This window comes from Alkalicoccobacillus gibsonii (assembly GCF_016798245.1).
Taxonomy (GTDB): domain Bacteria; phylum Bacillota; class Bacilli; order Bacillales; family Bacillaceae_D; genus Alkalicoccobacillus; species Alkalicoccobacillus gibsonii.
Genome location: NZ_JAEUZA010000002.1, coordinates 367,871 through 383,287 on the forward strand (window position 1 = coordinate 367,871; position 15,417 = coordinate 383,287).

Genomic DNA, 15,417 nt, shown 5'->3' on the forward strand with positions numbered 1-15,417 from the left:
ATGTTTACTCCTTCCCTATCTTATGCAGGAGGGCAACATTTGGGCACTATAAAACGCGTGTCGAAAGAAGTAGATTTATCTTTTCAATTAATCCTTTACTCTGTTAAACTGTTAGAATAATGAAATAGTTGACCCTAGAAAGAACGGAGAGAAACTAATGAAACAAGTTCTTATCATAGCTAGTAGTGGAGGGAATCTATATAGTCTTGGTGGCAGTCAGCCAGATCGCCTAATGCGAGAATTAGCAAATCAAGCGCAAGCAGCAAACATAGAGATTAAAGGAATTCAATTCATATCAACTGAGCAATCAATGGATTCAATTAAACGTACATCAAGCGCAAAGCTACTAGGTTGGAACAATCACAATCAGGAATTGGAAGAGATATACTCGGGGACATTAGAAGAAGTCAATCGCAAAGCAGTTGATATAGATGAGCATTTTGCTCAGTTAGTTGAAAAAGGGGAAGTAGATGGGCTCATTGCTATGAGTGCGGATCCAAGTGGGGTCAACCAAAAAGTCGTTGAAGCCGTGTCAGCAGCAGGTATTCCGGTTGTGGGTACTGGTGGTACATCTATGGCTGAGATCGGTAGCGTAGGAGCAAATATTATTGCTCAGTCAGGAACAACAGGGACATCTAACAAAACACGTGCCATTGGATTTATGACCGCATTGTCCAAGCATTGGGGGACAAGCTATCGTCCAAAACTTCATTCTGAAATGAATGAGGAACAGACGAAATCGAAAATGATCAATCTCCGTGGAATCATGACGTCCTCGCTTCCCGCGTTTATCGCGCTTGCCATTGTGCTTGCATTTAGTAAGATACCCGGACTTGAACCATTAGGTGATGTGTTCGACCTTCTGATTGGAGCGTTACCAGTCGTTGTAGCAGTCATTGCTGCAAAACAAATCGCTGATCTAGATGAAGTAACCATCGTAGCAGGAATTGTTGCAGGGTTGCTATCAGTGAATGGTGGAATCATTGGAGGCTTACTTGCTGGAATTGGAGCAGGATACTTGGTGCCATTTTTATTTACAAAATGCCTAAAATTAAATTTCCCTGCTACTACAGTAAACATTGTTGCAGGCGGGTTTGGAGGATTAATACCTGGGCTGCTCGTTTTCTTTGTACTAAGCCCCATTGCTTTGCAAGTCGGTGATTGGATTCGAATAGCGATTGACTCAACGATCGCCTTTAATCCAATCATAGCTGGAATTGTGGCAGGGCTTTTAATCTGGCCGGCTATTCTAGGAGGCATTTATCACGCAGCAATCCTACCCATTGTATTACTTGAAATGGAAAGCACGGGGAACAGCTTTCTTGGCGCCATTGACATGGTTGGACTTGTCATGGTGGCTGCGGGTATTAACTTGGCCAATATTATTTTTCCGAGAAGAAAAGTCGAAGCAACTGCAGCAGCGCCTTCCTTTGGAATTAACATGATCTTTGGTACCTTCGTTGAGTCTGCGTACCCTTTTATGTTTGCTAATCGACTCGTGTTCATTGGTGCTCTGGTTTCTGCAGGAATTGGAGGAGCCGTGGTAGGGTTATTTAATTTAAGAGGAACAGCCTATGTTCCATCCTTTGCTGCACCTGGAATGTCTGACAACTTTTGGGGCTTCATTTTAGCCATGCTTGCTTCGCTATTAAGCGCGTTTGTCTTTACATTGCTTGCCAATAAGTTTTCAAAAGCGACATAGGAAAAAGCACCTGCTTCTATAAAAAGAAGGCAGGTGCTTTTCTGCTTAAAAAGTACAAAGACCGTCACTACATCCATTGTCTGGGTTGTTGTTTTTCTTTTGGGTGACTTCTTCTTCGTGTGCTTTTGTTAATGCATCTAAGAAAGCAGCAGGCTGCTGTGCACCTGAAACAACATGAGTGTTGTTAATCACAAAGAATGGAACGCCTTGCAAACCAAGACTGACTCCGCGACTATGATCGCTTCGAACGTCTTCCGTGTACTGATCACTCTCAAGAACCGGTCTAGCTTCTTCTGGATCGATCCCAACATCAGCAGCAAGCTCAAGCAATGTATCAATGGATGCCAAATGCTTTGATTCTGTGAAGTATGCATAAAGCAAGCGCTCTGCAAGCTCATTTGCTTTCCCTTTCGTTTTCGCAAAGTGAGTGAGGCGATGAGCATCGAGCATATTCGTCGGCTGCATCGTATCAAACCGATATGTCAAACCAACGTCTGCTGCTTGAGCAGCAACGTTCGCCGTCATCGCTTCAGCTTGCTCAACAGGCATCCGGTACTTCCCGGCAAGAATCTCAGCCATCGTACGATCTGTATGCTTCGGTGCGTGAGGATCAAGCTCAAAGCTTTTAAATTCCATTGTTACATCATCCCGATGCTCAAATTGATCAAGTGCTTTCTCTAATTTTCGTTTCCCTATATAACAAAATGGACAAGCGAAATCTGACCATATTTCAATATTCACAGGTGTAACCCTCCTTTATGTACACGTAGTGTATGCCGGAACGCTGAATATATCAAGCAAGTGAGCTTGAAGGTGGTGGGTGAGAGGGGGAGGAAAAGTGAAACAATAGGAGCGAGAAGTGAAACGTTGGAGAGGAAAGTGAAACGATAGGGGCGAGAAGTGAAACGTTGGAGAGAAAAGTGAAACGATAAGAACGAGCAATAAAACTAATAAAATGAACCGGGATCCCTAAAGAGCCCCCTTCAAATAAATTATGGCGCTTCCACCACTCCGAATCCAACTCCACCTAAGATTTCTGTATACTAAAGGGTAGAACACATAAGATGGAGGTCGACATATGATAGGTGACAAACTAGAAACCATCCTTGATTATCAAAAGTTAATTGATCAATCAATTAGACGTCTTGGAGGGTATTGGCGCACTCTTTCTGGACTGGCGCGCGTAACAGAAGAAGTGGGGGAGCTTGCTGAGCTATTGCTCACAAAAGAAATGGATCCGGACAAGATTGGTGGCGAGCTAGCAGATGTGTTTATTATTTCGACGTGTCTCGCTAACCAATTTGCAACAGATTTAACGATGGAGTACGAGAAAATCGGTTTACCCACTAACGTGATTGAAATGGAATGCTCGAATGAAAATGTTTCGGCATCTGACTTGCTACTGGCTTTAATGAAACGAGCAGGAACGATCGCACGTATCATCAATCATTATGACGGTGATAAACCAATGAAACAAACAGAAGAAAAGCTCTCGCTCGGCGGACAAGTTGCCCATCTGCATCAAGAGCTGTTCAGTTTCGCATCAGCTCTTGAATCTACCGTATTTGATCACGTGGCTAAAACAGTCAGAAAAAATGTAAAACGTGATCAACATCGGTTTGCGATTACATACGATCCGATTACTGAGCCGGGTGCAACGGAAGCACTTGAGCTATCTACACTATTTCAACAGGGTTCGCGTTTTTGGTCAGCTCGCCCATGGGATGCGTCTCAAACGACAGAGCAAAACCTCTCTGTTACTCAGCTGACGGTGGACCGTTTTAAAAAGTGTGCACATGCGGAAGGCTTAGATGGACTTGTTCTAACGATACCTCTTCTCCTACAAGATGCACACACGCAGTTCCAGCTCGATCCAACTCGTTTTTCCGTGATAGATGAACAAGGAACAGACCAATATGGCATCTATAAAATCATACCAATTTAATCTAAAAAGGCTCGCCGACTAAAGCGAGTCTGTTTTCTTTATTCAAATAATATCTCGTAATGTCTTTGTTTCAGCTTTAAGTTCTCTTGCGTCTTTTGAAAAGGTCTCAAAATCAGTAATGGTCACATGAACTTGTTTTTGATTCTCGAGGCTATATTCCTTCGCTTGATGCGTTCCTTCTGATATTGTGTGAACTTCATTGGTCATTGATTGAATGCTGTCACGAATCTCAATGACTGATTCCTCAATTCGTTTTGATAACGTGCGAACCTCTTTTGCTACAACGTCAAACCCTCTGCCGTATTGACCTGCTCTTGCAGCTTCAATCGCAGCATTTAGAGCTAACAGATTGGTTTGTGAGGCAAAGCCTTGGATGGTCTTAATAATGCCTTGAATCGCAATTGCTTTATCTTGAAGCCCGACTAGGGTCTCCGTGTTTTGGGTAGATAATGAGGCAACGTGATCAATGCTCGTAATCAAATGTTGACTACGGTTAATTCCTAGTTCAGCTCGCTGATCCAATCTCTCAGACATTTTTTGAAGATTCGAAGCAAAAGATGTAACGGTTTCCTGTCTTTGTGTGATGTTGGTAGCAACCTTTGACACACCAACCACAGCCCCACGTTCATCTTTTATTGGCATATAAGTAGCCTCTAACCAAACCTTGCTACCGGTTGCACTCATTCTCATAATTTTATCCTGAAAGCTGACTCCAGATAGTAAGCTCCGCCAAAATTGTTCATAGCGCAAGTCGTTTCGAAACTCAGGAAAGCATAAGTTCTGATGCTGCATTCCTAGCATTTGATCGACTGTATAGCCCATCGTTTGAGCGAAAAGTGGATTCACGTAGGTCACTCGACGATTCAAATCAAAACGTATCATCGCCAGGTTCTGCTCTAGAGCCTCCATTACAAGCTGTTCATTTACTTCATTTGTTTGATGATTCAAAAGGGTATCCTCCGCGTCTAATAAGTCATAGTACGTTGTACCCGGAAATGAAGAAGGACAAACGTCGCACCTCTTTGTAGTGGAATGATTGCCTATTTGAACAAACTTCTTCACAATAGAGGATGAGAGCACATTTAATTGGAGGGATCGTTATGGAATTGGGTCTTAAAGGGAAAGTGGCTTTAGTTGTTGCATCGAGTCAAGGACTAGGAAAAGCTGTGGCTACACAGTTTGTCAAAGAGGGCGTACACGTCATGCTGACTAGTCGAGATGGAGACAAACTTGCAAGGGTAAAGGAAGAACTGAAGGACTTAGATCAGGGCAGAGTCGAATACTGCGTATGTGACATCACCAATTCAAATGAAATCAAGCAATTAGTGAAGCAAACACGACAGGAATTTGGCGCCATTGATATTCTTGTAAATAATGCTGGTGGACCTCCAGGTGGAGGGTTTGAGGATTTTTCGGATGAAGAGTGGGAGCAAGCCTTTCAATTAAACTTGTTAAGCTACATTCGACTAATCCGCGAAGTCCTTCCTGATCTAAAGGAAAATGGAGGTCGAATCTTAAATATTGCCTCCTCGTCCATTAAACAACCGATACCTGGTTTAATTCTCTCCAATACATTTAGAATGGGAATCCAAGGATTAGCTAAAAGTCTTGCAGAAGAGCTAGCCCCGTATGGTATTTTAGTGCATACAGTGGCTCCAGGACGAATTGCTACAGATCGAGTCGATCATTTAGATCAATTAAAAGCAGACAAGCAAGGAATTGATAAGTCAGAAGTTCGTGAACAGGCACGTAAAAACATTCCACTTGGGCGTTATGGTCAACCTGAAGAATTTGCAAACGTCGTTGCGTTTCTAGCCTCAGATGCTTCAAGTTACATGACAGGGAGCTCCATCTTAGTTGACGGTGGGATGATACGGGCAATTTAAATGAAAAATAGGACTGGTGATTCGTTGGAGTCATCAGTCTTTTGTAATTTATGACGTACTTTTATGTGTTCTTTTTTAAGATTTTCTTCTTTTACTGATAAAAATTGGTTCTCTGTGATACATTTGATAGAATACATTCTGTTTGCCTGGGGGCTGAATTCATTGAAGAAAAAAATAGCTGTTGGATCTACAGTTTTCATTACTCTGATATGTGCAGTTGTAATATATCTTGGTTTAACGCAAAACAGTTTACTTTCAAAGGAAACGCCTGAGAGTGAATCAACTCGTGAACTCGGAACAGCAACAGAAGAATCGAATGGAATCATTGAATACGAACCATCAACGGAACGAATTGCCTTTCAAGAAGGGGAAGAGGAACGAGTCCGCGAAATCTTAAAGGAACAACATGAGAACCTCAATACGTTAGCTGGATGGGGTGCGGTAGAACGATTAGACCATACAAGTCTAGCTGAACAGGACAAATGGCGCGGACTAAAGGCAGATGTGGAGTGGTTAAGTCAACATGGATTAGCTCCCTCAGAAGCCATTAATGATATGAAGAATGCTAAAGTTTTAATAGAAGTTTCGGAAGAGCATGAGGATGAGATGTCGGTCCGCTATTTGCATCGGATATTTCATGATTTAGATGCACATGTAAATGAAACAAAGGTTGATAAGATTTGGGACGTGACCTATGCCTATGGCTCTGAGGGTGAGATAGACAAAGTCTACAACTATATTTCAGATTTTAAATAAACGAACATGATTAGAAAAATCGTTAAACGGGTATAAAATGACGAGTTTTAAGAAAGAAGGAACACGACTAATGCATACTTTGTTGTCAACGGAGTTAACAGCGAAAGACCATTACAAATTATTATCTGGTTCTGTGGTGCCAAGACCGATTGCGTTTGTAACCACACTATGTTCAGAGAATCAACAGGTTGTGAATGCAGCGCCATTTAGCTTTTTTACGATCATTTCATCAAGTCCACCAATTCTTGCTATTTCGGTTTCAAGAAGAGATGGAGAGATGAAGGACACAGCACGGAACGCACTTAAACATAAAGAACTTGTTGTGCATCTGACTGATGAACAAAACTTAGAAGACATTAACGCAACAGCGGCTTCATTGCCCCCTTTTGAGAGCGAACTAAATTTAACTAAATTCCATGTAAAACCAAGTGAAATTGTAAAAGTTCCGGGGATACTAGAAGCGAAGATCCGCTTCGAATGTACACTTCACGAGCATATACCGATTCGTGATGATCAAGGGGTCGTTGCGAATGACCTTATCCTTGCGAGAGTGGTGTGTTATCATGTTTCAGAGGCAGTATATGAACTGGAGACAGGGTACATCAAGACTGATCAATTAAATCCTGTTGCAAGGCTTGCCGGGCATGATTATGCACAGATTCAGAAGCCATTTGAATTAAAAAGACCAACGTAATCAGGCGTATGAGAGATGTAAGTACGAGAGTGAGCGATCTGGCGCAAGAATGACCGATAAATACCTCTTATTTTAGGGGTACAAGCCAGTAGACTTACGAATTCTCCTTATTTTGATACTTGTCACTTTAGGCGCTTCGTCCTAAAATAAAGCTCATGAATTTGTTTAGAAAGAAGAGATTGAAATGAATAAAAGACGATTGGGCAGTAAAGAAGGGTTTTTTCTGCTTGCTCTAGTTTTTCTTTGGATCAAGACATATGTCTCTTATAAGGTTGAATTTAACCTCGGTGTAAAAGGGACGATGCAGGAGTTTTTGCTTTTTATTAATCCACTAAGTGCAGCAATTATTCTATTTGGTTTAGCGTTATTTGCCAAAGGAAGACGTGCAGGCTGGTGGATTTTGATATTCAGTACACTCATGACGATTGTGTTGTACGCAAACATTATGTTTTACCGTTTCTTTGATGATTTTCTTACGTTACCCAACTTAATGCAGACAGATAACGTAAGCAATATGACTGATGGTATTTTCTCAACGATGTATGCACATGATTTTCTTTATTTTGTTGACTTAGCTATCCTCTTATTTGTGTTAATTAAAAATAAAGCATTTAAAGAAATCAAATTTAGAAAAAGCCTGGCATCTACAGCCATCATCACTGGTATTGCCATTTTCGTAGTGAATCTAACGCTTGCTGAGATTGATCGTCCGCAGCTTTTAACTAGGACATTTGACCGGAATTATATTGTTAAGTATCTCGGATTATATAATTACACCGTTTATGATGGCATTCAAACAGCACAAATGGAATCACAAAGAGCTTATGCAAGTAGTGATGACCTAACGAATGCAAAGCACTATGCAACCTCTCATTATGCTGAACCAAACGAGGAGTTGTTTGGAGCGGGTGAAGGGAAAAACATTATTAAAATTCATCTAGAAAGCTTCCAAACATTCTTATTGGACTATGAGTTGGATGGGGAAGAGGTTACACCATTTCTAAACAGTCTGGCCCATGGAGAAGAAGATATGACGTACTTTGACAACTTTTTTCATCAGACGGGTCAAGGAAAAACAGCGGATGCTGAGCTAACACTTGATAACAGTATCTTTGGTTTGCCTACAGGGTCGGCATTTGTAACCAAAGGTCAGAACACCTATCAATCACTTCCAGCGATCTTAAATCAAGAAGAAGGATACACAAGTGCGGTTCTGCACGGAGATTACAAATCATTCTGGAATCGCGATCAGATCTATAAGCAATTTGGGATTGATCATTTCTTTGATGCAAGCTCGTATTCAATGGAAGATGAAACCGTTGTGAACCTTGGATTAAAGGATAAACCATTTTATGAGGAATCTATTCCAATGCTTGAGTCTTTAGATCAACCGTTCTATGCTCACTTAATCTCATTAACCAATCATTATCCATTTATTTTGGATGAGGATGATGCAACGCTTGAAAGAGGTACAACTGGAGATAAAACGGTTGATGGCTATTTCCAAACGGCTCGTTACCTGGATGAAGCAGTTGAAGAATTCTTTAATGAATTAAAGGAATCCGGGTTATATGATGACTCGATCATTATGATTTATGGGGATCACCAAGGCATTTCAGAAAACCATAACCGTGCGATGTCTGAGGTGCTTGACACAGAGATCACACCTTTCCAAAACGCTCAGAATCAACGTGTGCCGCTTATGATCCGCGTACCAGGAGTAGAGGGCGGAGTGAATCATACGTACGGTGGTGAAATTGATGTCATGCCGACATTGCTTCATCTTCAAGGAATTGATGCACAGAAGTATTTAATGTTTGGGACAGATCTATTTTCTGATGAACATGATGAAACGATTGCGTTCCGTGACGGAAGCTTTATTACACCGAAGTACACGAATGTACAAGGAACGTTATATGATGCATCGACTGGGGAAGAAGTCGAAGCGAATTCTGAAACGGACCGACTAAAAGAAAAGGTTGATGAGCAGCTTCAGCTATCAGATGAAGTGTTATACCAGGATCTCCTTCGTTTCCATGATGTGGATGGTTTTGAACCGGTGGATCCAACCAACTATTTCTACGGTGAAAAAGGTGTAGCTGAGCAATCAGAAACGCTACAATAAAGAATGAAAAAGCAAAAAAGCTTAGGACATATTTAAATATCAATACGAATGGCGAATGATTCGATTGCAGAATCATTCGCCATTCTTGTTTTATTCGAACAAGCGGAGGGAGAACCCGAGACTCCTACGGAACAGAACGCGGTGAAGACACTGTAGCGGTGCTTTTTCCGCGAAAGGGGCTGAGGCCGTTCCCGTGGAAAGCGAGGGATTCTCCTGTAGCGTATTAATTGCTACATTCGTGTTTTACTCGCTAAATTAAAGTTATGTCCCGCCTTCTTTCTATTTTATCTATGTTTAGGACGTGCCTTCCCAAGTAATATCGGTACTCTCTTTAACACGATGATACAAGGAATCATTAATAACAATGTGACAACTGTATAAAATAATGTCCACGGTAACGTGTTCGTCTCGTTCATTTCAAATCCTAGCCCATAATAAACACTTGCCTTCACGAGATTTAATGCAGGGAAATGTAGAAGTAAAATGACAATCGAATATTGTCCTAAGAACGAAAGAACCTTTAGATGATAAAGCTTTAGAGCGATTAAAATAATCCCAATAGATCCTGAAAGAGCTCCTAAGTAAAAGAACCAGCTTTCTCCAAAAACATTGCCTCGCATATCTACCCTTACGGTGTTAAAGTGTTGTGCTATATAGGTAATGAGAAATAGGATACCTATTGAAACAATCGTTTTTCTCCATGAAGGCTCTTCCCAAACCTGTTTTGTTAATGCACCCATTCCATAGAAAACAACGGCGGTTAATGAAACAAGAATACTCCATGGCAATTGATTTGACTCAATATAAATTGAGCTTGCATATCCCAATACGCCACAACCAATCAGGAAGAAGGGAATCCATTTTTTATCTTTACTGATTCGATAGATGAAATAAAATAGGATTTCTACAACAAACAAACATGTTAAAAACCAGATGGCTGGATTATACGTAAGCTGGTAGTCAACAGGTGTTGAAATAAAGATTCCTGAAAACGGAACGATGGGATCTATTTCATCTCCAGAATTAAACGGGAAGTGTCTGGTCACATAAAACCAGAAAACATATGTGATAAATGAAAAGATAAAATAAGGTAGAAGTAATCCTCTTGCTTTTTTCCAAATAAATGAACCGATTGTCAAAGATGAAGGTTTGAAAACAATTCCAGATAAATAAAAAAATAAGGGCATGTGAAATGCGAAAAGAAAGCTTTTTAACGTGTCGTTAACTGGAGCGTGACTTAAAACAACTAAAATAATGCCAATTCCTTTAGCAACATCAATCCATTGTACTCGTTGGTTCATAGTTCTGGCTCCTCTGCTAGTGCGATGGAAGTCAAAGTATCTATACTAGATTACCCACAATTAAAAGATTTGAAAACCGTTACATAGAATGATGATAAATAATACATGGTGTTTCAAGATTATATGGTAAAATAGGTCTATAGTTGCAATCTAAAAGTTCTGTTTGTTACGACTAAATGACAATATCTTAAAAACATTTCAAATGTGTTCAGAGAAATCAAAGGAGAACGTCTAATGGAGCATTTTCATGGTTCGTACAGTCTACCTCTTGTTCTATTATCATTTATTATTGCTACACTCGCCTCATATACAGCTCTAGACTTAGCTGAACGTATTCAAAATGGCAGGGGGACAAAACGGTTCTTGTGGTTAGGAGGCGGGGCTCTTACAATGGGAATTGGAATATGGTCCATGCATTTTATTGGAATGCTTGCGTACTCCTTCCAGGTTCCTGTCTATTATCATGTGGGAACTGTTCTACTTTCAATAGTGCTAGCCATTGGTGCATCGGCTATTGCATTATTAGTCGTCAGCCTAAGAGGAGAAAGGCATTCATTTGTTTTGTTAGCAGGAGGAATACTCATGGCTGCTGCAATTTCAGGGATGCATTATGTTGGAATGGCTGCACTCTCAATAGATATTACATATGACCTTGGTGTGGTGGCTCTATCAATTGCTATAGCGGCTTTGGCTTCTTTTGCGGCTCTATGGCTTCTCGTATCAATTGGTGGCACCAATCGATACTCTCTTTTCATCAAGCTTGGTTGTGGAGTTGTGATGGCCGTTGCCATTACAGGTATGCATTACACAGGAATGGCAGCTGCATCGTTCCAATCAGGTGGGGAGTTGGGTAGTGGGTATGTAAATCCTAAAGGGATTACCTATTGGATTGCAATCGGTACGCTATTCACTCTAGGGTTAACGATTGTAGGAATGATCTTAAATAAGCGCTTTATAGAAAAGGACGTTAACATTGCCCGTCAGGAAAGCTGGTATCGTTCTCTCTATGAACATAATTTAAATGGTATTCTCTCTGTAAGCGCAGACGGGACGATTCAGCATGTAAACGACGCCGCTCAGGAAATGATGGGAATGGATGCGTCACAAGTTTTGCAGAAGCAAGCTCACAATTTGGGGTTTATTGATGTGAGCTCAGAATTTGAATTTCGACAATTCAGACGTAGAAAATATGATACAATGCTCACTCGACCGGATCAGAAGGTTCTTTATCTGACGCTTATGCACGTTCCCGTTATGATTGATGAACAGGTTGTAGGTACTCATCTTATGATGAAAGATATAACCTTACAAAAGCAGACTGAAAAGCAGATTAAGCATTTGGCTTACCATGATGAACTGACGGGGCTGCCAAATCGACGGAAATTCAATGAGTTAATTGCAGATGCAGTGAAAAAGTGTAAAAGGACTAAGCAATCATTTGCCGTACTCACACTTGACATAGATCGGTTTAAAATGATTAACGACTCATTGGGTCATATGTATGGAGATTTATTTTTACAAAAAGTGAGCAATCGCATAACGAAGCTTATAGATGGTGAAGACATCATTTTATCGAGGCTTGGAGGCGACGAATTTGTACTTATCTACAAAAAAGAAATGGGACCCTCACTGGAATCCTTTGCGTCTCATATCCTAATGCTCATCCAAAAACCTTTTCACTTAAAGGAACACGATTTTTATATCTCAGCAAGTATAGGCATTGCGATCTATCCTGAACATGGGAGGGAAGCGGAGGTACTGCTTCGGAACGCAGATACAGCACTATATGAGGTGAAAAGAAACATGAAAAATGGATATCACATTTATACCGAAGCGCTAAATGAACACCTTGAAGAAAAACTCACTCTAGAATCGGATTTAAGAAAAGGAATCGTGAACCAAGAGCTTGTTCTGCATTATCAACCCAAATTCTCAATAGATGGCTCTAATGTTTTGGGGTTAGAAGCACTTGTGAGATGGCAACATCCTCAAAAAGGATTACTACCACCAGGCGCCTTTCTGTCAGTTGCTGAAGAAACAGGACTTATTTTCGATGTAGGTGCCTGGGTATTAAAGAGCGCATGTATGCAGATGAAAAAATGGCAAGATGCGGGTGGACTTAAGATTCCGGTAGCTGTAAACATATCCTCTCAGCAATTTCATCAATTAAACTTTGATGAACATATTCAGTCCGTTTTATATGAAACAGGCTTAGAACCAAAATACTTAGAACTAGAAATCACTGAAAGCATGATGATGGATGTTAAGACATCTACTCAAACACTTCAGAGGTTAAGCGAATTAGGAGTCAAGATCAGCTTAGATGATTTTGGAACAGGATACAGTTCATTGAACTACCTCAAACAGTTTCCGATTAATCGATTGAAGATTGATCGATCCTTTATCGCTGACATTCTGACCAGTGAGCACGATAAGGCAATCGTTTCTACTATTATTTCAATGGCGAAGCATTTGAAGATGGATGTTACAGCAGAGGGCATTGAAACAAAGGATCAGCTTGATTACTTAAGGACGAATGATTTAATGGAGATTCAAGGTTATTACTACAGCAAGCCACTTCCGACTGAAAAAATTGAAGCCCTATATATGAATGCTACAGTAAGCTGATGGTCATTACTTAGGGATAATTAGAGTTTTGAGACGAACACACTCCATATGAATGTGTTCGTCTTTTTTTCCTTTTCAGTAAAGTTGGGTTTCTTTCAATGGGACAAGGGTATAGACGGATACATAGTCATATTCACAAATTCAAGGAGTGGATGATATGAACGTCTTTACGATAGAACTTGCAACTTCATGGATAGAACAAGCGAAAAAGGAATTAGCGTCCGTAAGAGAATATCTTTCTCTCATCGATCAAGATGTTGGAGATGGTGATCACGGAGAACATGTAGTACGTGCATTTGAGGAAATTACTCCTCTCAGAGCAGCTTCTTTTATGACCTTACGTGAAGTGTTTGAATACACAGGAGATGTGCTGTTGAAAAAAGAAGGATCTTCTGCTGTAAAGCTATATGGAGTCGCCTTTAAAGAAATGGGCTTATCTTTCCATGGAAGTGAAGCCTCATTAGATGAGTTTAGTCAAGCGATTCGTGCGGCAGTCGAAAAGATGAAGGAAGTAGGTCAGGCTAAACGCGGAGACAAGACATTAATTGATGTATGGGAAGCGATAGCCGAGCTCACAGAAAAAGAAAAGGCACTTTCATCAATCAACTTTGAGGATAAGGCTAAAACAGTTTTAAAAGCGTCCAAATACCTATTAGCTCAAAAAGGAAAGGCAGCAGAATACGGTTCAAATTCAGTAGGATTTTTAGATCCTGGTACAGTGTCAAGCTACTATCTGTTTGATGCGTTAACCCACGTGTTAAGTGAAGCTGAAGCGAACGAACCGATCCAACAAACATCATAGTATCAGCTTTTTTTGTAAGACGATCAGCTTATTAAAAAGCTTGGACGTCTTATTTTTTTTACTTTAAAAAGGGGTTGAGGTATGGTGCTCATCTTTTATCACACACTAATACGTGATATAGTTTGTCCGATTAAATGAGTACGTAACGGAGTGAAGAGATGAATCATACATCGGAAGTAAAATATAAAAAACTAGTCATAACGCTAGCGATTGGACTGATCCTGTGGGTTATTCCCGCTCCACAAGGTCTGGATCAACAAGCATGGCACCTGTTCTCTATCTTTGTGGCAACAATCATCGGGCTTATAATTAAACCGATGCCGATGGGAAGTGTAGCGATTATAGGCTTATCAGCTGTTGTCCTTACTCAGACACTTGAAATTGGAGAAGCGTTAAGTGGATTTCAAAATAAAACCATCTGGCTTATTGTCATTGCTTTTTTTATTTCAAGAGGATTTATCAAAACGGGTTTAGGAGCTCGGATTGCTTATATATTTGTTCGTTTATTTGGGAAGCGAACATTAGGTCTCTCTTACTCACTAATTGCAAGTGATCTCATGCTATCACCGGCTATGCCTTCAAATACGGCAAGGGCTGGTGGGATCATTATGCCTATTATCCGTTCATTGTCTGAAGCATACGGCTCAAGAGTAGAGGATGGAACAGAGAGAAAGGTAGGCGCCTTTCTGATAAAGGCATCCTTCCAAGGAGATATGATTACCTCCGCGATGTTTTTAACAGCGATGGCTGCGAACCCACTCGCTGCACAAATTGCTGGAAGTATTACAGGTGCAGAAATTACATGGACAGGCTGGATGCTGGCCGCTCTTGTACCAGGCTTACTTAGTTTGCTCATTATTCCTTTTGTGATCTATAAGCTGTATCCGCCAGAGGTAAAAGAAACACCAGAAGCACCAAAGATGGCTGTAGAAAAGTTAAAAGAAATGGGAGCTATTAAACGAGACGAATGGTTTATGATTGCCGTATTTATCGTTTTACTTGTTCTTTGGATAGCAGGAGGAAGCTTTGGGATTGATGCGACTGTTGCAGCATTCATAGGGCTTGTTATTTTGCTTGTAACACAAGTGCTGTCTTGGTCAGATATTAAAAAAGAGGAGGGAGCCTGGGATACGCTCGTTTGGTTCTCTGTCCTTGTCATGATGGCTGAGTATCTGAATAGCTTAGGAATGATTCCTTGGTTTAGTGAGCTCATGCAGGGGGCGGTTCAAGGACTTGGATGGACGTACACACTTGTGATTCTAGCTGTGGTTTATTTCTATTCCCACTACTTCTTTGCAAGTAATACGGCGCATGTTAGTGCGATGTATGCAGCATTCCTTTCTGTTATTGTAGCAGCTGGAGCGCCACCTGTTCTGTCAGCCTTACTCCTTGGTTTTTTTAGTAACCTCTTTGGTTGTACAACTCACTATGGTAGTGGACCTGCTCCTGCCTTTTTCGGTGCAGGCTATGTTACACAGCAGAAATGGTGGTCACTCGGCTTTCTCATCTCAGTGATTCATATTGTAGTCTGGCTCGGCATTGGTGGGCTGTGGTGGAAGGTACTTGGTTTATGGTAGA

The 15,417-nt window shown here is 40.9% G+C and carries 12 protein-coding genes; 9 read left to right on the forward strand and 3 right to left on the reverse strand.

Annotation, left to right across the window (positions count from 1 at the left end; translation table 11 throughout):
- Positions 1-157: 157 nt before the first annotated feature.
- Positions 158-1,702, forward strand: a complete 1,545-nt coding sequence (locus JNO66_RS08610; RefSeq protein ID WP_203087850.1) for a PTS sugar transporter — start codon at positions 158-160, stop codon at positions 1,700-1,702.
- A 45-nt stretch (positions 1,703-1,747) separates the two neighbouring features.
- On the opposite strand, the gene JNO66_RS08615 is transcribed toward JNO66_RS08610, so the two are convergent.
- Positions 1,748-2,443 (reverse strand): DsbA family oxidoreductase, encoded by a 696-nt coding sequence (locus tag JNO66_RS08615; RefSeq protein WP_203087851.1) that lies wholly within the window; start codon positions 2,441-2,443, stop codon positions 1,748-1,750.
- Positions 2,444-2,780: 337 nt separating this feature from the next.
- Between JNO66_RS08615 and JNO66_RS08620 the strand changes: the two genes are divergently transcribed.
- A complete protein-coding gene (locus JNO66_RS08620; protein ID WP_203087852.1) occupies positions 2,781-3,647 on the forward strand; it encodes a MazG nucleotide pyrophosphohydrolase domain-containing protein in 867 nt (288 codons plus the stop codon).
- Between the two features lie 42 nt (positions 3,648-3,689).
- Here the strand turns inward: JNO66_RS08620 and JNO66_RS20770 are convergent, their stop codons facing one another.
- Positions 3,690-4,595: a methyl-accepting chemotaxis protein gene (locus JNO66_RS20770; RefSeq protein ID WP_273753228.1), complete on the reverse strand. Its 906-nt coding sequence runs from the start codon at positions 4,593-4,595 to the stop codon at positions 3,690-3,692.
- A 152-nt stretch (positions 4,596-4,747) separates the two neighbouring features.
- Between JNO66_RS20770 and JNO66_RS08630 the strand changes: the two genes are divergently transcribed.
- The 4 genes from JNO66_RS08630 (at position 4,748) to JNO66_RS08645 (ending at position 9,108) form a co-directional block, all read left to right on the forward strand.
- Positions 4,748-5,533, forward strand: a complete 786-nt coding sequence (locus JNO66_RS08630; RefSeq protein WP_203087853.1) for an SDR family oxidoreductase — start codon at positions 4,748-4,750, stop codon at positions 5,531-5,533.
- Positions 5,534-5,695: 162 nt separating this feature from the next.
- Entirely contained in the window at positions 5,696-6,289 is a 594-nt protein-coding gene (locus JNO66_RS08635) for a hypothetical protein (protein ID WP_203087854.1), read from the forward strand.
- 70 nt (positions 6,290-6,359) lie between these two features.
- A complete protein-coding gene (locus JNO66_RS08640) occupies positions 6,360-6,983 on the forward strand; it encodes a flavin reductase family protein (protein ID WP_203087855.1) in 624 nt (207 codons plus the stop codon).
- A 184-nt stretch (positions 6,984-7,167) separates the two neighbouring features.
- A complete protein-coding gene (locus JNO66_RS08645) occupies positions 7,168-9,108 on the forward strand; it encodes an LTA synthase family protein (protein WP_203087856.1) in 1,941 nt (646 codons plus the stop codon).
- Positions 9,109-9,392: 284 nt separating this feature from the next.
- Here the strand turns inward: JNO66_RS08645 and JNO66_RS08650 are convergent, their stop codons facing one another.
- Positions 9,393-10,409 (reverse strand): acyltransferase family protein, encoded by a 1,017-nt coding sequence (locus tag JNO66_RS08650; RefSeq protein WP_203087857.1) that lies wholly within the window; start codon positions 10,407-10,409, stop codon positions 9,393-9,395.
- A 234-nt stretch (positions 10,410-10,643) separates the two neighbouring features.
- On the opposite strand from JNO66_RS08650, the gene JNO66_RS08655 reads away from it, so the two are divergent.
- The 3 genes from JNO66_RS08655 to JNO66_RS08665 all read left to right on the forward strand — a co-directional run bounded on the left by JNO66_RS08655 (position 10,644) and on the right by JNO66_RS08665 (position 15,416).
- Entirely contained in the window at positions 10,644-13,037 is a 2,394-nt protein-coding gene (locus JNO66_RS08655; protein ID WP_203087858.1) for a bifunctional diguanylate cyclase/phosphodiesterase, read from the forward strand.
- A gap of 157 nt (positions 13,038-13,194) precedes the next feature.
- Complete coding sequence (locus tag JNO66_RS08660) at positions 13,195-13,839, forward strand: DAK2 domain-containing protein (RefSeq protein ID WP_203087859.1); 645 nt, start codon at positions 13,195-13,197, stop codon at positions 13,837-13,839.
- Between the two features lie 158 nt (positions 13,840-13,997).
- The gene (locus JNO66_RS08665; protein WP_203087860.1) at positions 13,998-15,416 is read left to right on the forward strand and encodes an anion permease; all 1,419 of its coding nucleotides are present in this window, start codon (positions 13,998-14,000) and stop codon (positions 15,414-15,416) included.
- Position 15,417: the final 1 nt, after the last annotated feature.